Consider the following 26,102-nt stretch of genomic DNA (forward strand, 5'->3'; position numbering starts at 1 on the left):
GTGCACTGCAAGCTTTAGGTATATAGAAGGACAAGGAACATGGATATCATTCGCGCTATCGAACAACAGCAAATGAAGCAGGACATTCCTGATTTTCACGTGGGTGACAATGTGAAGGTTCACTATCGTATTACCGAGGGTAACCGCGAGCGTATCCAGGTGTTCCAGGGTGATGTCATCCGTCGTCAGGGCGGTTCTGTTCGCGAGACGTTTACCGTCCGCAAGATCAGCTTCTCCATCGGCGTTGAGCGTACCTTCCCGGTACATTCTCCCAAGATTGAGAAGATCGAGATCGTTCGTCGTGGTGCCGTGCGCCGCGCTAAGCTGTACTACCTGCGCAACAAGGTTGGTAAGGCTGCGAAAATCAAGGAGAAGGCTTTCCGCTAAGCCGTCAGGTAGCAACGTTTTCTCGAATCCCGCTCATATGAGCGGGATTTTTTTCAGGAGCATACAATATGTCGCAAACTGTGAAAGACATAGCCTGTGCCCTCAGGCGTGCCGATCGATCTGAGCTTGAGGTGTTTGAGCGGAGTCTTGCCGCCGATACGCGAAAAGGGGTGCGTACTGCACTTGAGCGGGCACGGGTGCGCATTGAAATGGAGGAAGCTGAGCAGCGGCGTGTGGCGGCGCTGTACGCATTTGAGGCCGGGCTTGCAGAAAGCCGGGGCGCACGCATTGTCGTGGGCCTTGACGAAGTTGGTCGCGGTCCGCTCGCCGGACCACTTGCTGTCGGAGCTGTGGCACTTGGGCCTGAAATAATCGAGGGTCTGAACGACTCGAAGCAGCTGAAGTCCGAGCAGCGTGAGTGTGTTGCCGAACACATAAAGGCGACGGCACGTGCATGGACGGTGCAATATGTCGACCCTGCGTTCATTGATGCGCACGGCATGACGGCGTCGCTTGTTGAGGTATTTCAGCGGGCCATTCGCGAAATCGAACGTTGTGGAATCAACCCCGATCTTGTGTTGCTTGACGGCAATCCGCTCAACATGGATGCGCGGGAGGTTAATGTCGTTAAGGGCGACGCGAAATGCGCGTCCATAGCTGCAGCGTCGGTTGTAGCAAAGGTTGAGCGCGACCGCCTCATGCAGCGCTATGCGCAGGAATATCCCGCATACCACTTCGATGAGTGCAAAGGGTATGCGAGTCCAGCACACATCGAAGCTATCCGGCGCTTTGGCCTGACTCCTATTCATCGGGCATCGTTTTGTACCGCGTTCACACAAGAATCGCTTTTTTAGAGCACGCTAGCTTATCCCGATTCACTTCTTGCCGTAAGGAAACACTGATTACTTCCGCCAGTCCCGCGCAGGGTTGGCGGAATCAATGAGTATTTCCTTACGTGGCGTTTGAGAGAGTATGATGTGCGTAAGGTGTTTTTAACAGTGCTTTGTAGTGTTATCTACGCTACCATCCATGAATGTAACCACTGCATTTTCCCAGCTCACAGCCTCGTGTTAGATTTCTGTTAGATTTTCGGCAGAAGCACGATTGAGATTCGTTGAAAATCGCGCAGATTCGGCAAGAAACGGTTGGAAGTACCGATTGATCGGCGATAGAACCGTCATGCTTTTCTGTGGAAAATCCGCTACTGGCGGCATGTTGTTGCGCCGTATGATCATCCTCGCAACGAAGAAGGGAGTTTGCGGTGAAGGATCAGACAGGATCGGACCAAACGGGATCGAAGGCGACGCAGACGCGTCGTGGGAAGCAGAACAAAGAACTCGGTCGCAGAGGGGAACAGGCTGCCGTTCGCTTTCTTGTGCGGCATGGTTACGACATTCTCGCACAGAACTGGGAGTGCGCGGCCGGCGAAGCCGACATCATTGCGCGTGATGGCGATGCAGTGGTTTTCGTTGAGGTGAAAACCAGATCAAGTGTTGAAAAGGGATTACCCGAAGAAGCGGTGACCACAGCGAAGCGCAAGCGCTACGAGAAGATAGCTGGTTTCTTCCTGCGAGATTATCCTGAAGTGGATGTTCCGGTACGCTTCGACGTGGTGTCGATCCTTGTTATACATGAGAGCAAGGCATTCGTGCGTCATCACATCAACGCCTTTGGGGTGGATTGATGGAGTCGCAATGCAGCGTGGTGGGAGCAACGTTGCGCGGAGTTAACGCGCTGCCTGTTGAAGTTGAGGTGTCCATATCGAACGGCATGCCCGGTTTCGCGATTGTTGGGATGGGAGACGCGTCGGTTCAAGAATCGCGCGAGCGCGTGCGGGCGGCGTTGCGGTCAAACGGGTTTGCGATGCCGGCATCGAAGATTGTGGTGAATTTGGCTCCCAGTGCGTTACGGAAAACCGGATCGGGGTTTGACTTGCCCATAGCGGTGGGTATTCTTGCAGCAACGGGACAGATCGATCCTGCTATGGCGCGGTTAGGGCTGTTTGTAGGTGAGCTTTCGCTGGAAGGCTTTGTTAGGCCGGTTCCCGGACTGCTTGCCTATGCCTTGTGCGCTCGGGATGCTCGGCTGCCGCTTGTTTGTGCCCCTTCGGCCGAAGGGGGTATTGCGATTGAAGGCTTGCGGCGTTTGTTCGTCGAATCCTTGGCAACCATGCGAACTGGGTCATTCGAAACATCAGTTCACGATGTGCGGCCTCCGTGCGTTGCGCCACTCGATTACAAGGATATCGCAGGGCACGATATGGCGAAGCGTGCCTTACAGATTGCCGCAGCAGGCGAACATGGACTGCTCATGATGGGACCTCCCGGATCGGGAAAGACCATGCTCGCATCGAGGTTGCCCTCCATTCTGCCACCGTTGTCGCAGACAGAGGCGCTTGAGACCGCCGTCATATATTCGGTTGCGGGAGAAGATGAGTCGTTTGCGCTTGCGGGCGTACGTCCGTTTCGTAAGCCCCATCACTCGTCAACGTTGGCGGGGTTGGTCGGCGGCGGATCACCCATCCGACCTGGTGAGGTGTCGCTTGCCCATAACGGCGTGCTTATGCTCGATGAGCTTGCCGAGTTCAAGACATCAGCATTGCAGGGAATGCGCCAGCCGATGGAGGCTGGGCATGTCGTTCTTACGCGCGCCGACGGCAGCGTTGAGTTTCCGGCCCGCTTCATGTTTATTGCCGCATCGAACCCTTGTCCATGCGGCTACTTTGGCGATGATGAGCGGCCATGTATGTGTACGGCGCGTCAGGTGCGAAGTTATCAGGCTCGCATCGGTGGGCCGCTCATCGATCGCATCGATATGCGACTCGATATTCGGCGATTGCCTCCCAGACGCGTGTTGGCAACAGGAGGGGGAGCTGATTCGGCATCGCTTCGGGAAGGGGTACTTGCTGCTCGAGAGTACTCATCATGGCGTCGAGCGAAAGCTGGTCTTATTGGTCGGGAGGAACCGCGTCAGCTGGTTGAGCAATGTGCTCTTTCCGGAGATGATGAACGGTTTCTCGAGCGGATGTCGGAGTCGCAGCAGCTCAGCGGCCGGTCGCTGATATGCGTGTTGCGTTTGGCTCGCACCATCGCCGACATGGCGCAAGTACCGCGCGTGACAAAGGATCATGTATGCGAGGCATTTGGGTTTCGTGCATGGGAGGGAGTGACTACTTCATGAGTGATGGATTGGTATTACGGGGCCCGCGCGTTGTTATGGCACCAGATGATGCGCTGTTTCCTGCAGCGCTTTCACGGCTGCGGGATGCTCCGAAGGCATTGTATGTGGTGGGGAACCCTGCAGCGCTCAGTGAGGGTATTGCGGTGGTGGGAGCGCGCAAGGCTACCCCATATGGCGTGCGATGTGCGAAGAGGTTTTCTTCCCTTGCAGCTGAGCGTGGCGTGGTGGTGGTGTCGGGTGGTGCGCGTGGGTGTGATGCTGCGGCGCATGAAGCAGCGATTGCTGCGGGTGGGACGACGATTGTGTTTCTCGGTGGCGGGTGTGACCGGCTGTATCCGGCGGAGCATCAAGGGCTTTTCCAGCGCATTGTCGATTCTGGCGGTGCGGTAGTGTCAGAACAGCCATGGGAGGCACCTCCCATGCCATGGATGTTTCGTATGCGCAACAGACTTATTGCCGGCTTGGCGCGGGCTACACTCATCGTTGAGGCGGGGTTGCCGTCAGGCACGTTTTCTACGGCCGACGAGGCGCTTGCCGCCGGTCGCGAGGTGTTGGTGGTCCCAGGTTCCATAGCATCGGAGACATCGCATGGGGCAAACCGGCTCATCTGTCAGGGAGCGACGCCCATCATTGACGACGAGACGTTTCTCGATGCGCTGTTTTTGCTGTTTGGTTGCTTGAGAGAAGATTCTTCTTCAAATGTTATTGCGTCATCGGCTTGTCAAGACAATGAGGTGGTTAACGCGCTTCGAGCTGCTCCCATGGGCATCGAGGAATTGTACGAGTTTGCGCGGGAGAGATGCGGGGTACAACAGGCGAAAGACTGGCTCATGCCGCGCTTGGCGGAAGGGTTGGATTCGGGCCAGATCGCACGCTACCCCGACGGCAGGTGGGGGCCGACTGTGTGATCGGTTGATTCGGTTGCCGATATTGCTGGCGATTGCCGAGTGCGCGCACGGCGGGGTTTGGTATGCTGGGCGCATGGAAAAGAACATCGTCATAATCGGAGCTGGGCTCGCTGGTAGCGAAGCCGCGCTGCAGCTAGCGGCGCGCGGTCATCGCGTTCGCTTGATCGAGATGCGTCCGGTTCGTCAAACTGCCGTTCATCGGAGCGCACACTGCGCCGAGCTCGTGTGTTCAAACTCGCTCAAGAGCATCAAGCCCGACAGTGCTGCCGGTATGTTGAAGCGCGAGCTGCGCATGCTGGGGTCTTATCTGTATGGTATTGCGCTTGAGAACGCCGTTGCTGCCGGGGGTGCGCTTGCTGTCGACCGCGATCGATTCGCTGCGGCAGTCACGCATGCTGTCGTATCGAATGAACTCGTCGACTTTCAGCGCAGAGAAGTTGTCGATCTTCGTGCGGAATGTGCGGACGCACAAGCGGTTATTGTGGCAACAGGTCCGCTTACCTCTGATGCGTTGGCGGCGTCGATCGCGCGTGCTACAGGGTCGCAGCATTTGGCCTTCTACGATGCGGCAGCGCCTATTGTGATGGCCGATTCCCTCGATGAAGGGAAATTGTTCAGACAGAACCGCTACGAAGGCGCGCCCGAGGGCGCTGCGGAGTCGGGCGATTACTTAAACGCTGCATTTAATAAGGAACAATACGATCGCTTCATCGACGAGCTGGTGGCTGCCGAGCGCGTGGTTGCGAAAGATTTCGAAACGCGTGATCTGTTTCAGGCGTGCCAACCCATCGAGGAAATCGCTCGCAAGGGGCACGATGCTCCTCGTTTCGGAACATTAAAACCAGTTGGTCTCACCGATCCGAGTACGGGCCGTCGCCCGTGGGCGGCGTTGCAGCTGCGTGCCGAGAACGTTCATGGATCGGCGTACAATTTGGTGGGATTCCAGACGAACCTCACGTTCCCCGAACAGCGCCGGGTGTTTCGCATGATACCAGGCTTGGAGAACGCGGAGTTCGCCCGATATGGCGTTATGCACCGCAACACCTTCATCGATGCACCCCAGTTGCTTGATAGCACGTTGCGCTTGAAGGGTGACGCTGCCGCGGCTTTTCCCGTTCCAGTGTTTGTGGCCGGACAGCTCGCCGGGACCGAGGGTTATTGTGAGGCAATACGTTCGGGGTTACACGCGGCGATTTCCGCATCAGCGTTTGTGCAGGGCATACCTGCACCGAAGCTTCCTTTGGCCTGCGCATTTGGCGCGCTGCTCGATTACGCCACCAATCCTGCAACGTCAGACTACCAACCCATGCACGTGAATTTCGGCATCATGACACCGCTCGACCACGCACCTCGCAACAAGCGCGAGCGCTACGCAGCATATGCCGAGCGGGGGGCGCGTGTACTTGACGCCTATCGGGACAGCTTGGTGGCGTGCGGGCTGCTGCCGTCCGTGTTGCTGGGTGATCTGTCGGGTAAGGGAGACGTCTAGCATGGGAAGTGGTAGCGACGCCGAACGTGGCGAGCCAGTTAGTGCAAACGACGACTGCGGTGCAGGATGCGCGGGCGAAGGGGATCGCGCACAGCAGCTGCTGGACGATTACTGTCGGTCGTTGGCGGTTGAGCGCAACCTGTCGGCCCATACACTGCGCGCGTATCGCATCGACGTGGAGGATTACCTTGCGTGGTCGCAGCGTCGAGGCATTGATCCTCTTTGCTGCACCCATCAGCAGCTACGGGCCTATCTTGCTGAACTTGACCGCGCCCGCTACGAGCGATCGACCGTCAACCGACGCCTTTCGTCGCTGAAAGGGTGGTTTCGGTGGATGAACCTACGGGGAGATGTTGAGGAAGATCCTGCACACGTGCTGCAGGGTCCGAAGAAGCGTGCACATCTGCCGGGTGTCATCCGTCCTGCCGATATGGCTCGCTTGCTATCGGTGCACGCGAAGCGCGATGCGAAAGGAAACCCGCGCGAACAATCGGATGCCGATATACGCGATCAGGCACTCCTGGAGTTTCTATACGCTTGTGGTGCGCGCGTTTCCGAGGCGTCGGGGTTACTGATGAGTAACGTTGATTTCGCCCAGAAGCAGGCGAAAGTGCTCGGTAAGGGGTCAAAGGAGCGCATTATCCCTTTGCACGATATGGCGATTTCATCCTTGCGCACCTATGTGATGGTTGCCCGTCCGCACTTGCTCGATGGGAAGCAGTGTGATTACGTATTCGTGTCGACGCGCGGCAACCAGATGGGCACTGATGCGATGCGTAAGATGTTTAAAGCAACGGTGCTCGCCGCAGGACTCGACCCGTCGCTCTCGCCACATGACATGCGTCACACGTTTGCTACTGATCTTCTGGCTGGCGGTGCCGATTTGCGTAGCGTGCAGGAGATGCTGGGTCACGCGAGCCTGTCGACCACGCAAATCTACACGCACCTGTCGCCTGAGCGTCTAAAACGAGCACACGCCCAAGCCCACCCCCGTGCATAGGGAATTTGGTTTCGGTATCGGCTTTGCGGGTGGCGCGGGGGTTGTGTGCAATTGTTGAACAAACCGTTAAGCGAACAAATGTTTTATAATTGCTACGTACAATAGGGAAGGCTTTGCCACAGGCTTGCGGGGCAACGCTGCGCGGGTGCGAAGGGTTGCTTTGCGCAGAGTGCTCGAGTGCGAGAAGTGATGCCATGTGTGCTCCCTCTTCGTCTGTGGCGGGCGAGAAGAATCATTGTTTTGAAATGGAGGAAGGGCGCTGCTATGGGCCAGGATTCCATCGTAATAAAAGGTGCGCGCGAGCACAATTTGAAGAACATCGACGTCACCATTCCGCGTGATGCACTGGTGGTTATAACAGGGCTTTCCGGCAGCGGCAAGTCGAGCCTGGCGTTCGACACTATGTACGCCGAGGGACAGCGCCGCTACGTCGAAAGCCTTTCCAGCTATGCTCGTATGTTTCTTGGACAGATGAGCAAGCCCGACCTCGATAGCATCGACGGGTTGTCGCCCGCTGTATCCATCGATCAGAAAACAACAAGCCGAAACCCGCGGTCAACGGTGGGAACAACCACGGAGATCTACGACTACCTACGCTTGCTGTTCGCCCGAGTGGGAACGCCGCACTGCCCTGAATGCGGGCGTCCTATCCAAAAGCAAACAACCGATCAGGTAACCGACGAGATTTTGGTGCTTGCTACACCGGGCGAGGCTACGCGGGCTATTATCATGGCTCCTGTAGTTGCTGGTCGCAAGGGCGAGTTTACCAAGCTGCTCGCTGACGTGCAGAAAGAGGGCTTCAGTCGCGTTCGTATCGACGGCGAAATCGTAAAGCTCGATAATGAGCCGCCCGTACTGAACAAGAAACGCAAGCATTTCATTGACGTGGTGGTTGATCGTGTTCAGCTTAAAGAGAGCGCGCTGCGCCGCATTGCTGAGGCGGTGGAGCTTGCCACATCGCTTGCCGAAGGTCGCGTGCTCGTGCAGGTTCTGGGTGCCGACGGGAAACCTCAAGGCGTTGCCGGCGGGCGTTCGTCAGGTGCAACGGGTGGCTTGGGTGACGGCGAACACATCTTCTCGCTCGCGCTTGCGTGCCCTGAGCATGGCCATTCGATGGATGAATTGCAGCCGCGCGACTTCTCATTCAACGCGCCGTATGGCGCATGCCCCGATTGTTTGGGTATCGGCAGTAGGGACGAAGTCGACCCGGCGCTCATGGTTCCCGATCCGTCGCTTTCCCTTGCTGAGGGGGCAATCGCACCGTTTCGTTCTGGCAACTACTATCCGCAGGTGCTGCGCGCGGTGGCAGAGCACGTGGGGGTTAACGCCGACATGCCGTGGGAAGACATGCCAAAGGCAGCGCATGACGCGCTTTTGTGGGGTATTCCAGGAGAGAAGGTGCGCGTCGATTACTTAACGGTTGATGGACGTGAAACCTACTGGTTTATCGACTGGGAAGGTGCCGCTGCGGCGGTGACGCATCGTTTTCAAGAGGCCCAATCCGATTCACAACGCGAGAAACTAGGCGCGTATTTTTCCACGGTGCCGTGCAATACCTGCAAAGGCAAGCGTTTAAAGCCCGAGATTCTGGCAGTCACCGTAGGTGGGCGTTCTATCGATGAGGTGTGTGGCTTAAGTGCACTCGATTCGCTCGCGTTTTTCGAGGGGCTGTCGTTTACGGGGCAGGATTCCCAGATCGCAGGGCCTATCGTGAAGGAGATTGTTGCACGTTTGCGCTTTTTGGTTGACGTTGGACTCGACTATCTCACGCTCGATCGCGCCACGGCAACGTTGTCGGGCGGCGAGGCGCAGCGCATTCGTTTGGCAACACAGATTGGCGCGGGTCTTATGGGCGTGCTCTACATTCTCGATGAGCCGTCGATTGGTCTTCATCAGCGAGACAATGAGCGGCTCATCGCCACGCTCGAGCACCTACGTGATCTGGGCAACACCGTAATCGTCGTTGAACACGACGAAGATACCATCCGTCGTGCCGACTTCGTTGTGGACATGGGGCCGGGCGCGGGTGAGCATGGTGGCGAAGTGGTTGCCATCGGTACGCCTGTACAAGTGGCGACAACGCAGGGGTCGCTTACGGCGGACTACCTGAGCGGCCGCAGGAAGATCGAGGTTCCCAAACATCGCCGCAAGCCGCAGCGGGGGAGCCTGACGCTTGTTGGTGCAACCGAGAATAATCTGAAGAACGTAACGGTCAGTGTACCTTTCGGAACGCTAACCGTTGTGACGGGCGTTTCGGGGTCGGGTAAAAGCTCGTTGGTTACCGACACGTTGGCTCCAGCGCTCGCGAACAGGGTTAACCGCGCGCGTCGCCGGACGGGAGCATATCGCAAGCTGACCGGCGTCGAGAACATCGACAAGGTTATCAACATCGATCAGAGTCCCATCGGGCGCACGCCTCGCTCAAACCCAGCAACCTACATTGGGCTATGGGACGACATTCGTCGCTTGTTTGCGAGCACGCAAGAGAGCAAAGCTCGCGGATACGGGCCGGGGCGGTTCAGCTTTAACGTGAACGGCGGGCGCTGCGAGGCGTGCAAAGGCGATGGTCAGATTAAGATTGAAATGCACTTTCTCCCTGATATTTACGTGCCATGTGAGGTGTGCGGCGGCGCTCGGTATAACCGCGAAACGCTGCAGGTGACGTATCGTGGCAAGAGTATTGCTCAGGTGCTTGATATGACCGTTGATGACGCATGTGCGTTCTTCGAGAATATTCCTGGCATCAAACGTAAGCTGCAAACACTTCACGACGTGGGGTTAGGTTACATTCGACTCGGGCAGCCTGCCACTACGCTGTCGGGCGGCGAAGCGCAGCGGGTGAAGCTTGCAAGCGAGTTGCAACGCAAGCAAACGGGCAAGACGTTCTACATTCTAGACGAGCCCACCACTGGTTTGCATTTCGAAGATGTGCGCCAGCTGCTCAGTGTGCTGCAGCGCTTGGTTGATGCGGGTAACACGGTGCTTGTGATCGAACACAACCTGGACGTTATTAAGTGTGCTGATCATATTATCGACCTTGGTCCGGAAGGTGGCGACCGCGGCGGCTCCATTGTGGCGCAGGGGACGCCCGAAGATATCGCGCAGGTGGCGGAAAGCCACACGGGTGCGTTCGTGGCGAAGATGCTCAGATAGCGTTCGGTAGCGCTGCTCGCTAAAATGAATAGCGGACACCGGGAAACCCTCCAGTGTCCGCGATTATCAAGCATCCGTTTGCGCGAAAGCGCTCCCGTGCGTTCTTTCCTTTATGCTTTGAATACCGCTTCAAGTGTGGCGTCAATGCGGGCAAGCACGTCGTCACGTTCTATGAGTTCGATGCTCTCAAACAGCGGCGGCGACACCATGTTGCCGCACACGGCCACGCGCAATGGTTGCAGCAGATTCTTAAGCTTCATGTCAAGCGGCTCGGCAAGGGCACGGCATGCCGCTTCCAAGCTTATCGCTTCCCAAGCGCGTGACGTATCGGCAAGCACGTCGCGGCATGCTCGCAGCGCTTCGTCAGCACGGGCGCCGTCTTTGGTAAGCACCTTACGTACGCTCTTCTCGTCAAGTGAGACGTTTGGTCCCCAGAACAAAAACGCCAGTTTCTGCGGCGTTTCAGAAAGCCGCTGTAGACGCTCGGCCACCAGGGGGAACAGCTGCTCGAGTGCTTCGGCATGTTCGGCAACGTACGCTTCTGCTGCCTCGCGCACCGCTTCACGTATCTGTACGGGTTCTGGTTGCGGCGCATTTGGGTCACTCGGGTTCGGTGTGGGAACCACGTTTGCACCTGTCGCCACGCTGCGACCAAGGGCAACTGTTTCTGTGAGCCAGGGGCGGGAAAGCTCCACCCAGCGCTCGGCAGACAGCTCACGAATGTATACGCCGTTCATCCAATCGAGCTTCGTTTCGTCAAAGATAGCGTCTTTCTTAGTGATGCGGTCAAGGCTGAAGTGGCCGCATAAGGTTTCACGGTCGATGATGGTGGTTTCTCCGTCAAGCGACCATCCCAAAAGCGCCAAGAAGTTCACGATAGCGTCGGGCAGGTAGCCCCGATCGCGGTACTCTTCAACGCTCGTGGCGCCGTGGCGTTTGGAAAGCTTCTTTTTATCAGGGCCGAGGATCATGGACAAATGAGCGAAGGTAGGAACGTCAAACCCCAGCGCCTCGTAAATGAGAATCTGGCGTGGAGTGTTCGACAGATGATCGTCGCCACGGATGACGTGCGTGATGCCCATGTTTGCGTCATCACATACCACGGCGAAGTTGTAGGTAGGGCTGCCGTCGGAGCGCACGAGAATCATGTCGTCCATAACGTCGATAGGAAAACTCATGTGACCATACACGGCATCATCGAATTCCACCGGACCATGATCGTCGGGTACGCGCAGGCGCCAAACATGCGGTTCACCCGCGTCGATACGTGCCTGAGCGTCAGCTGTAGGAATGTTACGGCATGTGCGATCGTATCCCGCATAGCCGCCTTCTTGCATCTCGGCATGCGCACGTTTTTCGTCAAGCTGCTCTTTCGTGCAGAAGCAGGGGTAGGCCGCACCTCTCTCACGTAGCGTTTCGAGTGCGCGGGCGTAGGTGTCCATGCGCTGCATCTGGAAGTAGGGACCCGCTTCACCTCCCACTTCGGGACCCTCGTCCCAGGAAAGCCCCATCCATTTCATGGCGTTGATGATAACGTCAACGTTTTCTTGGGTTGACCGCTCGGGGTCGGTGTCCTCGATACGTAGGATGAAATCGCCGCCCATGGCGCGGGCAAACGCCCAATTGTAGATTGCGGTACGGGCACCGCCGATGTGCAGGCGGCCAGTGGGAGACGGTGCGAAGCGCACGCGTACTCGATTATCGGGCATGATGATCCTTCTTCCGAATTACTCTTCCAACAAGCAGGCATATGATACAGGCGGTAACTGTGGTTGCGGCCCAGATGGCGGCCATGCCCACCCAAAAATCAATCGGGTACATGCAAATGAGCAGGCTTTCATAGGAAAACGTCCAGTTTCCTTGCGGAAAGAACACGCCATGGAATGCGGCGAACAGGCCGTTGAAGTCAAACACCGCCCATGCTCCGAGCGCGGCAAAGCACGCGACAATAACAACCGGCGCTGCAATGCACGCCTTCCAGGCAACGCTTGCACACCACGGGTGGCGGGTGTTTGCCAGATGTAGCGCCGCTAAGGCGGCAAGGGATGCGATTGCGCACGCCCAGAGCCATGGCATCACGCCACGTATAAGCGTGTTGCAGTCGTTCAAATGCGACACGGCATTGGTGTCAAGTGCGTAGGCATCGCTTACCGATGCGAGTCTTTCCATGGTCACATCGGACGCGGGGTCATCATCTGCTGTTGCTAGTACGGTACGTGCGTTTGCGTTCCAGCGATCATGTGTGGGTGACCCGTCGGCTGCAGATGCTTTGGCCACATCAACTACCTGCGTGGCAAGTGCGGTTTGTGCTCCTGTATTGCCTGCGGCGTCGCGTCCGAAATCACTGACAGTGAAGTCGCGCGTGACACAAGCGAGTTCTGTCAGTGAATCGGGCACATAAGGTGACAGTTCAAACGCGCTTGTGTTCTCCGATAGGAGGCGTGTTGTACTCGGCAACAAACATGCACCCAATCCCGCTGCAACCAGAGCTACGGCAAGCGCACACGTCAACGCCGCACACGCAAGCGCACGCAAGGCGTGCTGTAGCGGCGTTGAGCTGTCCGTTGTCGCTTCTGCCGTCGCTTCTGTCGTCGCTCGTGCTCGCAGGGCGCTATTCTGCTTCATCGTCGTCAACCCAAATGGTGGCTGCGGTTACACCGCGAGTCTTCTTGCAGATGACAGGTTCGGGTCCTAGGCGACTGAACACACCGGTGAAGCGGCCGTTGTACACATAAAGCCCCAACAGGTTGTTGTAGGCAAGCGCGTTTTCGCGTGTAATATCAGCTTCGTCACCGTAGAGCGGCAGCGTGAGCGTGCGGTGCGGTGTGCAGTAGCGTTGTACGATAAAAGGCGCCCCGGCGGCACCGTTTGCGTGTGCGTCGATGATGTGCGCCCACTCGTCATCGTCGCAGTCGCGCCCGGCGTACACATCCTTGCTGCCGTAGGCGTCGGTTGGCTTGATGATCCAGCGCTCGCGGGTTGCCTTCACTTCATCAAGGTTAACCTCTGATTCGTCCAAAAACGCAGTGAACGGGACGGTTTCCTGTACAAAGGCATTTTCTTCCGGCGTGAGCAAAGCTTGCGTTTCGGGCTTGAACAACACCTGGAAAATCTGCTTGTCGTGCACCAGATGCCCGGCGAAGCTGCCAATGAGTGCCACTTTTTGTGCGCGCACGGCCTCGATGAGGGGCTGCGAGGTATCCCAGTGTTCCATAATGTCGTTGGTAACGCTGCGTCGCCATGCAGCGTCGATAATGGCGTTATCGCGCCCGTAGAACGCTTTCACACCAATGAGATGTTCGCCGTCGAATCGTAGGTCGCGCACGTCGTACACCGAGCATTCGACGCCGCGTTCGGCGAACAGCTTCGCGAAGATCTTGAATTCCTCGGTTATGGCGCTCTCCAAGAAGTCGACGATGGCCACGTGCGGGTGGCTGACACGGTGTTCGTAGGTGTCGTAGATGTGCAAGAATTCGCTTACCCAACCATCGAACAGTTCTTCGTTGCAGGTAGACACGACATGTTTTGCGGAAAACGCCCGAAACGCTTCGGTGTTGGCGATGCTGGCAGTAATCTCGCGGTTTTCGTTCATGCCGCTTGAGCCATCGGCGTTGAACTCGCAGAAAGCCGCATCCATGGTGTCTTCGTTTAAAAACACATCAACGCGTGAAAAAGGCAGTAGCGCGTCATAACCGCGTGGCAGTAAGATGAGGTCAACCAAGCGCGGGTCGAGCTCATACACGCTGCGGTAGGCGGGGTTGCTCAGGTATTCACGCATCACCTTTTCCAAGATGCGGTGTGTGGTTTCCGCGATATCTTTCAGACGGCGATACGTTTGTTTGTCGTAGAGACGCGGTACGTAACATGAATCCACCACGCGGCCATGGTAGATAGCCGTCGAGTGTTCCATGTGGGTGCGTGCGGCGCGGCGCCCGGCAGTATCGCCGTCAAGGCGCGCTATCTCGTCAAGGTACTCCTGCGTGTATGATGCATTTCGGCTCACAGCTTCGCCTTTCTTCTTCGGTGTTTTCTTACTGCTTATGCGGTGTGTTCGTATGGCGCAATCAGTTGGCAACGAATTCTACCTCTTTGGACGCTCGTGGGCAAAGCCCTCCCTGGTGGTGAGATGCGAGATGAAGGAAAGGGCGGCGAGATTCGGAACAGCGCGGAACAGGGAGGAACGGCTCGGCACGTGACGGCACGTGACAGTAGATAACGGCTCGGCAACGAAAATGCGGAAATGACGCCGCGGGCGAATTCCTTCTTGCGTGCTCTGTGCGGGAGACATACAATCTACGGGCTGTGCGTGTGGATCCGTGTGGTCTGCGCGCGCGCCCATTTATCAAGAGTCGGGGGAGAGGGTTGGCTCCGCGATCCCGACACCAACCTGAAGCGTGTTTGCGCGCTTCGTGGTGGTACTGCCGACATCGATGAAGGAGGATTCATCTCATGGCCAACGACGCTCTGGAAACCTTTCTGTTCACGTCCGAATCGGTAACCGAAGGACATCCCGACAAGATGTGCGATCAGATATCCGATGCCATCCTCGACGCTATTCTCGCTAAAGAGATCGAGCTTGCGAAAGCGGGCTACGTGTCGCCGAGCGGGCAACCTGCCGACGTGTCGCAGGTGCGCTGCGCGTGCGAGACGCTTGCCACGACTGGCATGGTGGTGGTGGCTGGTGAAATCCGCACGCAAGCCTACGTTGACGTGCCTGCAATCGTGCGTGATGTGGTGTGCGAGATCGGCTACGATCGCGCGAAGTACGGATTCGACGGCACGACCTGTGGCGTACTGAATGCTATCCACGAGCAGTCGCCCGATATTGCCATGGGTGTTGATGAATCGTACGAGGCTCAGCACGGCCAAGCTGACGACGATGGGTACGACCGCATTGGTGCGGGTGACCAGGGCATGATGTTCGGTTATGCTTGCAACGAGACAAAAACGCTCATGCCCATGCCAATCTATCTGGCACAGCGTATGGCCGAGCGCCTGACTGCCGTTCGGAAATCGGGCGAACTTGGCTACCTGCGTCCCGATGGTAAGACGCAGGTGAGCGTGCGTTACGTGGGTGGGGTGCCGGTGAATGTTGAGAAAGTGGTAGTGTCTACGCAGCACTCTGAAACGATCGAGGGTGCACGCTTGCGCGCCGATGTCATCGATCATGTGGTTCGCCCGGTGCTTGCCGAAGAAGGTGTGGAACTTGCCCCCGACGCCGACATCCACGTAAATCCCACGGGGCGTTTCGTCATCGGTGGTCCTATGGGCGACTGTGGTTTGACTGGGCGCAAGGTTATCGTTGACACCTACGGCGGCATGGGTCGTCACGGCGGCGGAGCGTTTTCGGGGAAGGACTGCACGAAGGTCGATCGTTCGGCTGCCTACGCGGCGCGCTGGGTGGCGAAGAACGTAGTGGCGGCAGGGCTTGCCGATCGCTGCGAAGTGCAGGTTGCCTATGCTATCGGCGTGGCGCGTCCGGTGAGTGTGATGGTGGACACGTTCGGTACGGCACATGTGCCTGAGGTTGACATCGAGCGTGCTGTTGATGAAGTGTTCGATCTGCGCCCTGGTGCTATCATCGACGCACTCGACTTGCGCAGGCCCATTTACCAGAAGACGGCGGCATACGGCCATTTCGGACGTGAGCTTCCCGAGTTCACCTGGGAGCGTACCGATCGCACTGAGGAATTACGCCGCGCCGTTGGATTGTAACAAATGCGCAGGCTGGCTGCGCGAACTTGCCATGACAAGGAGATGCCATGACGAATAAAACGGTACGTGACGTGCAATGCGATACGCAATGTGAACCCGACCAAACTGACCCTTCCGCTGCTCACGCTGCAGCGCCTGACGAAGCTGTTGATCCCGCATCGAAGCGCTTCCCGTGGCCGTTCAAGTTGTTCGGTGTCTTGTGTTTGATTCTCGGTGCGAGCACCTTCGTCTTCTTGGGCGTGATCGTGACGGCATTGGTTCTGTTCTTGCTCGACGGATCCATTGACGGCACTGTCGATGCTACCGCTGTTACCATCATGTGTTTGCAGGTGGCTGTTGAGCTATTACTATCGCTCATGCAGATTCGCATTGGGTATCGCCTGCTGCGCAACCACCGCCGCGATGTGGCACGCACGGCTTACGTCATCAGTGGCCTTTTGGCGGTATCGCTGGTGTTAAGTGTGATGACAAACGGGCCGTCAGAGGCGCTTATTCTGCCCACTATCAACCTTGGGGTATTCGTGCTGCTTTCTTCGTATGCCGATCCGGCCTTGCGCGAGGAACGGCAGCTGCGGCGTAAGCTGCGCTCGATGGAGGACAGAGCCGATGCCGAAGAGGGCGTGCTCGGGCGCGACAAAACGGGCGAGGGCTATATTGCACTTGACTTCTTTAACCTGTTTTGGATTTTTGTGGTGTGCTGCTTCTTGGGGTTGGTGATCGAACTCGTATACCACATGACCGTTGTCGATTTTGGGCACTATCAGGATCGCGCGGGATTACTGTATGGCCCGTTCAGCCCGATCTACGGCGTGGGTGCCACGCTGCTCACCATTGCACTCAACCGCTTCTACGATCGCAACGTGTTCATGATCTTTGTGGTAAGCGCTATCGTGGGTGGTGCGTTCGAGTTCTTCGTCAGCTGGTTCATGCAGTACGCATTCGGTATTCAGGCGTGGGACTATTCGGGCACGTTTTTGAATATCGACGGGCGCACGAACTTCAAGTTCATGTGCATGTGGGGCGTGCTCGGCGTGATATGGATCAAGTTGTGCCTGCCGCGCTTGCTGAAGCTGGTGAACTTGATTCCTTGGAATCTTCGCTACGTGGTTACTGCCGTGTGCGCGGCGCTTATGATTGTCGACTGCACGCTGACGCTGGTGGCATTCGATCGGTGGTACGGGCGCATTGCTGACAGGCCGGCGGAAACGGCAATCGAGTATTTCGTTGACGAACACTACGACAACGACTACATGGCCGAACGCTTCCAGACGATGACGATCAATCCCGACGAAGCGATTCGCGGCTAAGAGCGAAGCGCATGCGCTCAAGTGCCTGAATGTGAGGGTGCGCGCGTTTTACTTCACAAACGAAGCGCGCACCATCCTCGCGATGTCCCACGGCGGTGCCGTAGTGCGTGGGAATGGCTGCTTGCGTGCGTATCTTACCAACGAAATCGGCGGCTTCCTTGGCGTCAAACGTGTAGGTGCCACCAACGGGCACCAGCGCAACGTCGCAGCTGATGAATAGGTTTTCTGGGTGTGCATCGGTGTCGCCGGCTATGTAGTAGCGTGTGGCGTTTGTGGTCAGCACATAGCCAACCCAGTCGTATTCTCGCAGGTGATAGTTCTTACCCACGTTGTAGGCGCGCACGGTTTCTATTGTGGTGTCACCGATTTGCAGCGTCTCCCCGGGTGCCATGAAGTGGACGTTGTGCACAAGATGTCGCCGATGCATGTCGGTAAGCTCGCGGTTTTCTTCCATGCTCTTCGGCACAACGAGCACCGTGTCATCGTGCAGCACGCGCCGCAGATCGTCGGGCGAGAAGTGGTCGTAGTGGTCATGCGTGACGCACACGATGTCGGCGTCGTGGGGTGCATCCGGCATTTCGAATGGGTCGAAATACACGGTTGCATTCCCCTGAATACGGACGCAGCTATGGGAGATGACGTCGATTTCTTCGTACATGCCGCTTCCTTTCTGTGGTTGGCGTACGATATGCGTAACACGATATGCGTAGAAGATTCGCTCTTTGGGCTGGGGAAGATTATAGCTGTTAGCTCGCCTGCGCGGTGGGCAGCGAGGTGCTGATGTGTAGAGTTGGATGTGTGGCGCGGTGTCGGTGTGCTACCAGTCGGGCCGGTGAGAAACGAGGTGAAAGGCGCTGGGAAAGGCGGCGGTTGGAAAGCATGCGAGTGGGCCGATAAGCCGGGTTCTGTCGAAGGACGATCATTTATCTCGAACGCATGTCGCCATGCGCCTCAAGCGCGCAACCCGAACGCTGGCAAGGGCGGCTTTATCGCGTTCCTATTTGCGTTTGCTCCAGATGGGGTTTGCCAAGCCACGCCGTTGCCGACGCGCTGGTGCGCTCTTACCGCACCGTTTCAGCTTTTCTCCTGGTTTGGCGGCACGCAGGCCGTTTCGGCAGGGGAGTCTTCTTTTCTGTGGCACTTTCCGTCGGGTCACCCCGCCCAGCTGTTAGCTGGCATCTTGCCCTTTGGAGCCCGGACTTTCCTCACGCCGAAGCGCGCGATCGCCTGGCCCACTCGCGCGTGCTATTCTAGCGTTCCCGCTCATCGTACGCAACGAGCACCGCAAGAAAAGGTGAGGTGTTCAATGCGACTGGCACGGCGATGTGGCCTGGCGAGTGAGGCTGGCGTACAATGGAATGGCGAGTTGGTAAGGAGTTACTAAATATGAAGAAAATAGCCAATTACAGCGATGCGGCTTCTATTATCAAAGTGTAATTCATGAGACACAGGCGTTACCGCAAGAAATACTAATGAAGCATAACTTAAACTGTATTACCTGGTCGGTTGCTGCATTTCCAAGAATACCCGTAATGGCAAATGGGGTACAGGAGCTATTGAGGCAATCAGCGAAAATCTACATCGGGAGCTCCCTGGGCTCAAGGGGTTTTCCGTTCGTAGTCTCTATTACATGCGCACATATTATGAAGAGTGGTCGAGTTGCTTTTCTGGTGTGGATGCATCTATTTCTGCACTCTCAAGTGCAGAAATGAAAGGTGGTCTAAGAAGCGAGTAATGTCTAGATCACGATATTCAGAGGAAGCCGCCGTTCAGATTCCAGCTGGCGAACTATTGCGGAGCGAACTGGGCGGGAAGAATCGAGTGTTTGTTTTCGTAGTATGCGAAAGCAAACGCGAAAAGCATGTGCGAGCGGGTGCTTAGACGGGGAAAGAGGTTGACGTATGGCATCGTGTGCGTTGGTGGGGGCAAGTGATTTCAATGAGGCGCACTTTCGTGCGTGCATTGCTGCGAACGGCTTCGATGCGGTGTTTGCGGTAGACGGGGGGTTTGAGCATCTTGTGCGTGCGGGCTTTGATGCTGACGTTGCCGTTGGCGACTTCGACTCGCTGAGCTACGTACCTGAGGGGCTGCCGATGGAACGCCATCCCGTAGTAAAGGATGCAAGCGATATGGAGCTTGCACTCGAACGCGCGCTTGCGGCTGGCTTCGATGATATCTCGGTATACGGTGGGCTCGGGCGCAGGCTCGATCACACGCTTGCGAACTTGCAGGTGTTCGCGCGCGCTGCCGAACGGGGTGCGCGCGTGCGTGCTATTGGTGATGACGTTGTTGTACAGCTGCTTGCCGGCCCCGGCGAGATTTCGCTTGCCGGTGAACCAGTGGGGGGTGTGGTGTCAGTGTTTTCGATGAGCGATGCGGCACGCGGCGTGGTGGAGCAAGGGCTTAAGTGGGAACTTGACGGCATAACACTTTCGAATCGCACGTCGCTGGGGTTATCGAACGAGCTTTTGGGACATCCAGCCTCGGTATCGGTAGAAGCAGGCACAATCGTGATCATCACACCGCTTTCTGCTTTACGGATGTAGCTGTATTAAAACGTGCCAAGGGATATGCTATGCGCAAGTGACAAAGAGAACACCCGTCAACATATTCCCCCTCTTACAAAAGCATGAACATCCTGTATAAAATGACAAGTTCCGAGAAAAGCCGTCGCAATAAACCACTCACATCGCATAACGGGAAAGGAGACTAATATGGCAGGAAACGATTACGCACAGGCTGTCGATGCGGCGTTCGCTGTAGTTGAAGCCGTTGTGGATAAGCTTCCCGGCAGCAAAGCGCACGCGGTCGCTCACGCGATCAAGGCAGCGAAACCGGTTGCGAAGAAAGCAGCGAAGGCCGCACCGGCTGTTGCGGTTGTTGCGAAGCCCGCGTTCGACAAGGCAAAGCAGGCCGCCCCCGATGCCGCTCATAAAGCCGGACAAATCGCCGGACAGGCGAGACACGCCGCTGCGAATGCTGCTGGTTTGGCAAAGAGAAACGTCGTCCACGTGGCTTCATTCGCAAAAGGGAAAGCATATGAAGCCGTCAGGCGAGCAGAAGACAAACGCAAGAAAAAGCTCTCGCAGGCCGAGGTGCGACAGCAGCTTCTTGAGCGTGCGCCCGTCAAGGTGTCAGCCACTGATCTTTCGCAATCAAACGACACCGATCTCGACATTGCCTTACAAAGGTTTCTGCACTATCCCGGATGTTATGCAGCCATCACGTATGGGGCGGCAAACAAGGAAAAAGGCTTGACCAACTACAACGAGGCTCATGTGCTCTATGCGGAGGATATGGGCAAAGCCATGGTCGCCGATATCGAGGGTCGAGGAAGCTACGATATCTATGCGGATGTTAAGCACGATCAGAACGTAGTGTTCTTTCTCTACCCCTGCAACGCGGAAGACGCAGACGACCTTGTGAACTCACTCACAAAGGTGCTCATCGAACATGATGAAGCGGGCGAAGATGCCGACAACAAGCTGCACTGAAAGATCGATTCAGCAAGCTGCCTGATAGAGCCACGGTAGTATGACGAGCATATATGAGGATGCGATCCGAATGCAACCGCATCCTCATCAGAGCGAAGCCAACGCACGCAGCTTGCGTCTATAGCCTTGCGTCCATACCTGCAGCCTTAACTGTCACGAAGCTTTCTCAGTTCGTCAATGGGCGGAAGCTCTTGCAGAATGTCACGGGGCATGTCCTTGGAGGTCTTGTAGGCTGCCACTCCCAAGGGCTTGTCGTAGTCGCGGAGCCAGACCACATCGCCGTACCAGCCGCATTGAACACCTCGCTCTGAGAAAGACGTATTCAGGTGTGTTTAGGCAAAGAAAACCCTGCCTTCGGCCACCTGTTTCACGAAAGCGCAATCGTGTGAAAAATACCTCGCTCGTTACCACTTTTTCTACGAAATGCGCGATTGAGCAAAGTTAGCCGTGGCTTCGGGAACTTTTTCCACGAAATGTACGATTTGAAGCGATAGAAGTGGGTAGGAAACGAGCATCACTCTTCTCTTCTTAAGACTGCTCTTACGTTTTCCCTGGTCAGAGACGACCGCTGTTTTTCCTGAAGCTTCGGCGAGCTTTACCGACTCCATCACATCGTACATTTCGTGGAAAAAGTTCCCGAAGCCACGGCTAACTTTGCTCAATCGCGCATTTCGTGAGTTTTTTGCCAGCTTCAGCCACTTGCAGACGAGAACGCTGTCTGCAAGTGGCTGACCCGTGGGCGGTGACGAAATACCCGAGAATACACTTCCCAGGTGCGTTATTCACGTTCACCTGCACTATAAGAGTGCAGTATATGCTAAAATGTGCACTCTCATAGTGCACATGAAGGACTTACCATGGAACGACTTTACGAATACATGCAGCGCCAACTTGCTCATACGCCCAATGACTTTCTACGCTACCGTTACGGGCAGATCAACTGGGAAAACCCGATGCTCGGACTCGTGGGTCCGCGAGGTGTGGGTAAAACCACGCTGTTTCTCCAGCACATTGCCAACGAACGCTCGCTTGACGAAACGCTGTACGTTTCCGCAGATCACATGTATTTCGCCAACCATACGCTCTACGACACGGCAGAAACGTTTTACCACAACGGCGGACGTTTCCTCTACATCGACGAGGCTCACAAGTACGAAAACTGGTCGCGTGAGCTGAAGGCCATGTATGACACCTTCCCTGATCTTCACGTTTACTTCACCGGCTCATCGGTGCTCGACATCGAACGCGGTGAGGCCGACCTGAGCCGTCGCGCGCCAAAATACCTCATGCAGGGCCTTTCGTTTCGCGAGTACCTCGCCATACGCTACGGCATCGAAACTCCCGTTCGCAGCCTCGAACAGATTCTCGCCCATGACTACCGTATCGAGGGAATCGATCATCCGATCCCTTTTTTTAAAGACTACCTGTACCTTGGTTACTACCCCTTCGGAACCGATCATGATTTCGAGGTTGAGCTCGATCAAGTTATCACGCGTACCTTGGAAGTTGACATCCCTCAATTCGCAAACATGACCGCCGCCACCGGGCGCAAGCTCAAACGACTCATGGCTATTGTCAGCACGTTAGCACCTTTCAAACCCAACATGTCGCAGCTCGCGAGCAGAATCGGCGCAAGCCGCAATAACGTGGAGGATTACTTGCTTTACATGGAGAAAGCGGGGATGATCGCGCAGCTACGCACTGAGCGCACGAATCTTGGAGCCCTCGGCAAAACCGAGAAGATCTACCTGGACAACACCAACATTCTCGCGAACCTTAGCGAACAGACCGAGAATGTTGGCACCGTTCGAGAAACTTTCTTCTACAACCAGATGCGTGTCAACCATCTGGTGACCGCCTCTACTATCTCCGATTTCGAAATCGACGGGATGACGTTCGAAATCGGTGGCAAGAACAAAGGAAAAGACCAAATAAAAGCGGCTGAACGCGGCTATATCGTAAAAGACGACATCGAGTACGGACACGGCAACGTTATCCCACTTTGGGCTTTCGGGTTGAACTACTGAGCGTGACGAGGGTCACACCAAAACACGAGGATTCCCCGGCAGGTGCCGTTTGTTGCATATGGGTGTGCCCGGTGCCGATTTTCTGCGGGATATGCCCGTCTGTGCTCCCCGGTACCGTACAATGACCTCACCGGGGAGCTCGCATGCTTTCGTTGCGTTGTGGCAGCCGTTTGTGCTGCAGCATTGCTGTGCGGAAGGCGGTGGGCTGAGAGGGGGCGCGCGGTGTATACCTGTCGCCTCGACCCGAAGAACCTGATGCGGGTAATGCCAACGAAGGGAGAACCATCATGCCAAGTAAGCAGGCATGCGCCATTGCGCCCGAAACCACCGTAGCTCAATCCGTCACGCCCGAACTCACTGCGCTCGAATCTATTGCCTCCGAACCCACTACACCTGATTCTGCTGCCTCCGAACCCACTGCGCCGGAATTCGCCACATTCAAACGCACTGCACCCGAATCTGTCACGCAAATCGACTTCGCCCGCGCCGGTGTTATAACACCAGCTATGCGTATCGTGGCGGAAAAAGAGCATCGCGATCCCGAAACAATCCGCGCAGGCGTCGCGTTGGGGCGCATCGCTATCCCCGCGAATATCCACCACGTGTCGCTTTCGCCCGAGGGTGTGGGCACGTGTGCAGATGGCGCGGGGCTGCGCACGAAGGTGAATGTGAACCTGGGCATTTCGGGCGATGTTGCTGACGAAGCCGAAGAATGGAAAAAGGTCGACGTAGCGCTCGAACTTGGTGCCGAGGCCATTATGGACTTGTCGAATTCCGGCAAAACACGCGCTTTTCGCACGGCGCTCATCGAAAAAAGTCCTGTCATGATTGGCACCGTGCCCATGTACGATGCTATCGGGCACTTAGATAAGGCGCTCGTGGACATTACAGCGGACGACTTTCTGCGTGTGGTGCGTGCGCATGCGGAAGACGGCGTTGACTTCGTCACCATTCATGCAGGTATGAACCGTCGTGTTATCGACAGCTTCAAGGAAACGGGGCGCCTTACCAACATTGTGAGTCGTGGCGGCTCGCTTATCTTCGCGTGGATGGAGGCTACCGGCAACGAGAACCCCTTCTACGAGCGCTACGATGACGTGCTTGAAATCCTTCATGAGCACGACGTGACCATTTCTATCGGCGACGCCATGCGTCCCGGTTCAACCTACGACGCAACCGATGCGGCACAGATTGCCGAGCTTATAGAGATCGGTAAGCTCACACGTCGCGCATGGGACGCTGGCGTACAGGTGATGGTGGAAGGACCTGGGCATATGGCGCTCGATGAGATTGCGGCCAATATGAAACTAGAAAAGCGGCTGTGCCATAACGCGCCCTTCTACGTGCTGGGGCCTCTGGTGACCGACATCGCGCCGGGCTATGATCACATCACCGCCGCCATTGGCGGAGCAATTGCCGCTTCGAGTGGTGCGGACTTTCTATGCTACGTAACGCCAGCGGAGCATTTACGCCTGCCCGACGCCGATGACGTGCGTGAAGGGCTGGTAGCAACCAAGATAGCCGCACACGCTGCCGACATGGTGCGCTGCGTGCCGGGAGCGCGCGATCGAGACAACCGCATGAGCGATGCCCGCCGCCGTGTCGACTGGGACGACATGTTCACCCTCGCGCTCGATCCCGCGAAAGCGCGTCGTTATTTCGAAAGCGCACCGCCTTTCACGGAGGGAACTTGCACCATGTGCGGTAAGATGTGCGCCATGCGAACGGTGAATCAGATTATGGATGGCCTCACCATCGATTTAGGCGAAGAGCGCTGACGAAAAGCCTGACGAATCGCGCGAAACGAAGTGTGCGAAACGACGTGCGCGAAACGGACGGAAAGACCATTCGATAAGCTGCTCGCGTTTGGGAATCAGAAGAATTTGGAGGAACCATGCTAGGAGACGAGAAGAATACCGCGCTTGTTGACGTTGATGGATTGCGCGCGAGCGACTGCGCGCTGCTGGTCATTGACGAGCTGGGCGATCCGCGCGAAACGCCGTTGGAAGGTGTGCTGCTGCCCGCCATCCAGAACACGGCGCGTTTGTGTGAGGTAGCGCGCGAGCAGGGCATGCCCGTAATCTTTACGAACGACGCTCACCTTCCCGGGCTCGACCGTGAGCTTGAGCTGTGGGGGCCGCATGGCATTGCCAATACGCCCGAAGCACAAACGAGTCCGCTGCTCAATCCACAAAAGAGCGACTTCACAGTGGAGAAGCGCCGCTACAGCGCATTCTTCCAAACAGGGCTTCGTCTGCTGCTCGATGAGCTGGGCGTGCGAGCGCTCATTTGCTGTGGCATGGACACCAACATCTGCGTGCGGCACACGGTGGCTGATGCCTACTTCAACAACTTCGACGTTGTGGTGGTGTCTGACGCGACGGCAACTTTCTTGGTGGGCAACCAAGAGGAAGGTCTCGAGTATATGAAGGCGTGCTACGCGGCAGCGGTGATTAACACCGAGGAAGCGTGTGCGCTTATCGGTCGTGCGTAGGTGCGACACAGGATTGCCGCGCTGGAAAGCGGAATGGCGAGAAAGCAGGAAAGCGAAAGCGAAGGTGCGGGCATGAAGGCCGTTTTGAGCATTGCGGGGTCGGATTCAAGCGGGGGCGCGGGGATTCAGGCCGACATTAAGACCATCGAGGCACACCGGCTGTTCGCCGAGACGGCCATCACCGCACTTACCGCGCAGAATACCACAGGCGTGTTTGGGGTGGAGAATGTACCGCCGGCGTTCGTGGAGCAGCAGATCGACGTGGTGTTTGACGACATTCGACCCGATGCGGTGAAGGTTGGCATGGTGTCATCGGGCGACATTGCGGCTACCATCGCTCGCGCGCTTTCTCGGAACGGGGCTCGAAACATCGTGGTTGATCCGGTGATGGTAGCTACGAGCGGCAGTGCGCTTGCCGAAGGCGGGGCGGTTGCGACGTTAGTCGATAAGCTGTTCCCACTTGCCGCAGTAGTCACACCCAACATTCCCGAAGCATGCGCACTTGCTGGCTTTCCCGTTGAGAGTGAAGCCGACATGGAGCGTGCTGCTGTTGCTATTGCAAGCCTTACGCCGGGAGCCGTACTGGTGAAAGGCGGTCATGGCAGTAGCGCCACGGCGAGCGATTATTTGCTTTTGCCTGATGGGCTAGGCGTGTGGGTTTGCGCTGCGCGTGTGGATAATCCCAATACGCACGGCACTGGCTGCACGCTGTCATCGGCTATCGCATGCGGGTTAGCGAAGGGGCTCAGTATAGAAGACGCCGTTCGTGCGGCAAAGGCATACCTGACACGTGCCCTTGAGGCGCAGCTCGATTTAGGGCGGGGAAGTGGCCCCCTCGATCATGGGGTTGAGCCGGGCTGTTAGCGCTGCTTAAAGCCGCCCCATCTGTGTAGACGGTACGTAGATGGGGCGGCAACGTCGCCTGTATGTGCGTCAAGACTGGCGACG

General features: G+C 56.7%; 22 protein-coding genes, 1 other RNA gene and 1 riboswitch. Of the genes, 17 read left to right on the top strand and 6 right to left on the bottom strand.

Annotation, left to right across the window (positions count from 1 at the left end):
- Positions 1–39: 39 nt before the first annotated feature.
- The 8 genes from rplS (at position 40) to uvrA (ending at position 10,117) form a co-directional block, all read left to right on the top strand.
- Entirely contained in the window at positions 40–387 is a 348-nt protein-coding gene (gene rplS, locus G7Y43_RS06480) for a 50S ribosomal protein L19 (protein WP_165045248.1), read from the top strand.
- Positions 388–455: 68 nt separating this feature from the next.
- Complete coding sequence (locus tag G7Y43_RS06485; protein ID WP_165045250.1) at positions 456–1,241, top strand: ribonuclease HII; 786 nt, start codon at positions 456–458, stop codon at positions 1,239–1,241.
- Between the two features lie 407 nt (positions 1,242–1,648).
- A complete protein-coding gene (locus G7Y43_RS06490; protein WP_165045252.1) occupies positions 1,649–2,071 on the top strand; it encodes a YraN family protein in 423 nt (140 codons plus the stop codon).
- On the top strand, positions 2,071–3,567 hold the full coding sequence (locus tag G7Y43_RS06495; RefSeq protein WP_165045254.1) for a YifB family Mg chelatase-like AAA ATPase: 1,497 nt from the start codon (positions 2,071–2,073) through the stop codon (positions 3,565–3,567). The genes G7Y43_RS06490 and G7Y43_RS06495 overlap by 1 nt, the downstream gene beginning before the upstream one ends.
- The gene (gene dprA, locus G7Y43_RS06500; protein WP_165045256.1) at positions 3,564–4,475 is read left to right on the top strand and encodes a DNA-processing protein DprA; all 912 of its coding nucleotides are present in this window, start codon (positions 3,564–3,566) and stop codon (positions 4,473–4,475) included. Before G7Y43_RS06495 ends, dprA begins: the two co-directional genes overlap by 4 nt.
- Positions 4,476–4,548: 73 nt before the next feature.
- On the top strand, positions 4,549–5,964 hold the full coding sequence (gene trmFO / locus G7Y43_RS06505; protein ID WP_165045258.1) for a methylenetetrahydrofolate--tRNA-(uracil(54)-C(5))-methyltransferase (FADH(2)-oxidizing) TrmFO: 1,416 nt from the start codon (positions 4,549–4,551) through the stop codon (positions 5,962–5,964).
- Position 5,965: 1 nt separating this feature from the next.
- Positions 5,966–6,964, top strand: coding sequence for a tyrosine recombinase (locus G7Y43_RS06510; RefSeq protein WP_165045260.1), 999 nt, complete (start codon positions 5,966–5,968; stop codon positions 6,962–6,964).
- A gap of 264 nt (positions 6,965–7,228) precedes the next feature.
- On the top strand, positions 7,229–10,117 hold the full coding sequence (gene uvrA / locus G7Y43_RS06515) for an excinuclease ABC subunit UvrA (protein ID WP_165045262.1): 2,889 nt from the start codon (positions 7,229–7,231) through the stop codon (positions 10,115–10,117).
- 110 nt (positions 10,118–10,227) lie between these two features.
- Here the strand turns inward: uvrA and gltX are convergent, their stop codons facing one another.
- The 3 genes from gltX to G7Y43_RS06530 are packed head-to-tail and all read right to left on the bottom strand — an operon-like array spanning position 10,228 to position 14,120.
- Complete coding sequence (gene gltX, locus G7Y43_RS06520; protein ID WP_165045264.1) at positions 10,228–11,826, bottom strand: glutamate--tRNA ligase; 1,599 nt, start codon at positions 11,824–11,826, stop codon at positions 10,228–10,230.
- The gene (locus G7Y43_RS06525) at positions 11,816–12,742 is read right to left on the bottom strand and encodes a DUF1461 domain-containing protein (RefSeq protein WP_165045266.1); all 927 of its coding nucleotides are present in this window, start codon (positions 12,740–12,742) and stop codon (positions 11,816–11,818) included. Before G7Y43_RS06525 ends, gltX begins: the two co-directional genes overlap by 11 nt.
- Positions 12,729–14,120: a carboxylate--amine ligase gene (locus G7Y43_RS06530; RefSeq protein WP_165045268.1), complete on the bottom strand. Its 1,392-nt coding sequence runs from the start codon at positions 14,118–14,120 to the stop codon at positions 12,729–12,731. The genes G7Y43_RS06525 and G7Y43_RS06530 overlap by 14 nt, the downstream gene beginning before the upstream one ends.
- Before the next feature lie 446 nt (positions 14,121–14,566).
- Between G7Y43_RS06530 and metK the strand changes: the two genes are divergently transcribed.
- Both metK and G7Y43_RS06540 read left to right on the top strand, forming a co-directional pair.
- On the top strand, positions 14,567–15,832 hold the full coding sequence (metK, locus tag G7Y43_RS06535; protein ID WP_165045277.1) for a methionine adenosyltransferase: 1,266 nt from the start codon (positions 14,567–14,569) through the stop codon (positions 15,830–15,832).
- 47 nt (positions 15,833–15,879) lie between these two features.
- Positions 15,880–17,139, top strand: coding sequence for a putative ABC transporter permease (locus tag G7Y43_RS06540; protein ID WP_165045279.1), 1,260 nt, complete (start codon positions 15,880–15,882; stop codon positions 17,137–17,139).
- On the opposite strand, the gene G7Y43_RS06545 is transcribed toward G7Y43_RS06540, so the two are convergent.
- Entirely contained in the window at positions 17,111–17,797 is a 687-nt protein-coding gene (locus tag G7Y43_RS06545; protein WP_165045281.1) for an MBL fold metallo-hydrolase, read from the bottom strand. The genes G7Y43_RS06540 and G7Y43_RS06545 overlap by 29 nt on opposite strands.
- Positions 17,798–18,017: 220 nt before the next feature.
- Positions 18,018–18,378: RNase P RNA component class A (gene rnpB, locus G7Y43_RS06550), an RNA gene on the bottom strand.
- Positions 18,379–18,637: 259 nt separating this feature from the next.
- On the opposite strand from rnpB, the gene G7Y43_RS10815 reads away from it, so the two are divergent.
- The 3 genes from G7Y43_RS10815 (at position 18,638) to G7Y43_RS06565 (ending at position 20,633) form a co-directional block, all read left to right on the top strand.
- Complete coding sequence (locus tag G7Y43_RS10815) at positions 18,638–18,874, top strand: DUF1016 N-terminal domain-containing protein (RefSeq protein ID WP_370514654.1); 237 nt, start codon at positions 18,638–18,640, stop codon at positions 18,872–18,874.
- Between the two features lie 166 nt (positions 18,875–19,040).
- A complete protein-coding gene (locus G7Y43_RS06560; protein ID WP_165045283.1) occupies positions 19,041–19,685 on the top strand; it encodes a thiamine diphosphokinase in 645 nt (214 codons plus the stop codon).
- Positions 19,686–19,853: 168 nt separating this feature from the next.
- On the top strand, positions 19,854–20,633 hold the full coding sequence (locus tag G7Y43_RS06565) for a hypothetical protein (protein WP_165045285.1): 780 nt from the start codon (positions 19,854–19,856) through the stop codon (positions 20,631–20,633).
- A gap of 416 nt (positions 20,634–21,049) precedes the next feature.
- On the opposite strand, the gene G7Y43_RS06570 is transcribed toward G7Y43_RS06565, so the two are convergent.
- The gene (locus tag G7Y43_RS06570; RefSeq protein WP_165045287.1) at positions 21,050–21,241 is read right to left on the bottom strand and encodes a hypothetical protein; all 192 of its coding nucleotides are present in this window, start codon (positions 21,239–21,241) and stop codon (positions 21,050–21,052) included.
- Between the two features lie 249 nt (positions 21,242–21,490).
- Here G7Y43_RS06570 and G7Y43_RS06575 point away from each other — a divergent pair, with 249 nt between their 5' ends.
- The 4 genes from G7Y43_RS06575 to thiD all read left to right on the top strand — a co-directional run bounded on the left by G7Y43_RS06575 (position 21,491) and on the right by thiD (position 26,018).
- Entirely contained in the window at positions 21,491–22,660 is a 1,170-nt protein-coding gene (locus G7Y43_RS06575; protein WP_165045289.1) for an ATP-binding protein, read from the top strand.
- A 121-nt stretch (positions 22,661–22,781) separates the two neighbouring features.
- Positions 22,782–22,956, top strand: a riboswitch (TPP riboswitch).
- Positions 22,948–24,438, top strand: a complete 1,491-nt coding sequence (thiC, locus tag G7Y43_RS06580) for a phosphomethylpyrimidine synthase ThiC (protein WP_165045291.1) — start codon at positions 22,948–22,950, stop codon at positions 24,436–24,438. (Overlaps the previous riboswitch by 9 nt.)
- A 116-nt stretch (positions 24,439–24,554) precedes the next feature.
- Positions 24,555–25,154 carry a cysteine hydrolase family protein gene (locus tag G7Y43_RS06585; protein WP_165045293.1) on the top strand — a complete coding sequence of 200 codons (600 nt, stop codon included), beginning with the start codon at positions 24,555–24,557 and terminating at the stop codon, positions 25,152–25,154.
- 72 nt (positions 25,155–25,226) lie between these two features.
- Positions 25,227–26,018 (top strand): bifunctional hydroxymethylpyrimidine kinase/phosphomethylpyrimidine kinase, encoded by a 792-nt coding sequence (gene thiD / locus G7Y43_RS06590; RefSeq protein WP_165045388.1) that lies wholly within the window; start codon positions 25,227–25,229, stop codon positions 26,016–26,018.
- Positions 26,019–26,102: the final 84 nt, after the last annotated feature.

It is taken from the genome of Adlercreutzia sp. ZJ138, assembly GCF_011038935.1.
Classification (GTDB): Bacteria; Actinomycetota; Coriobacteriia; order Coriobacteriales; family Eggerthellaceae; genus ZJ141.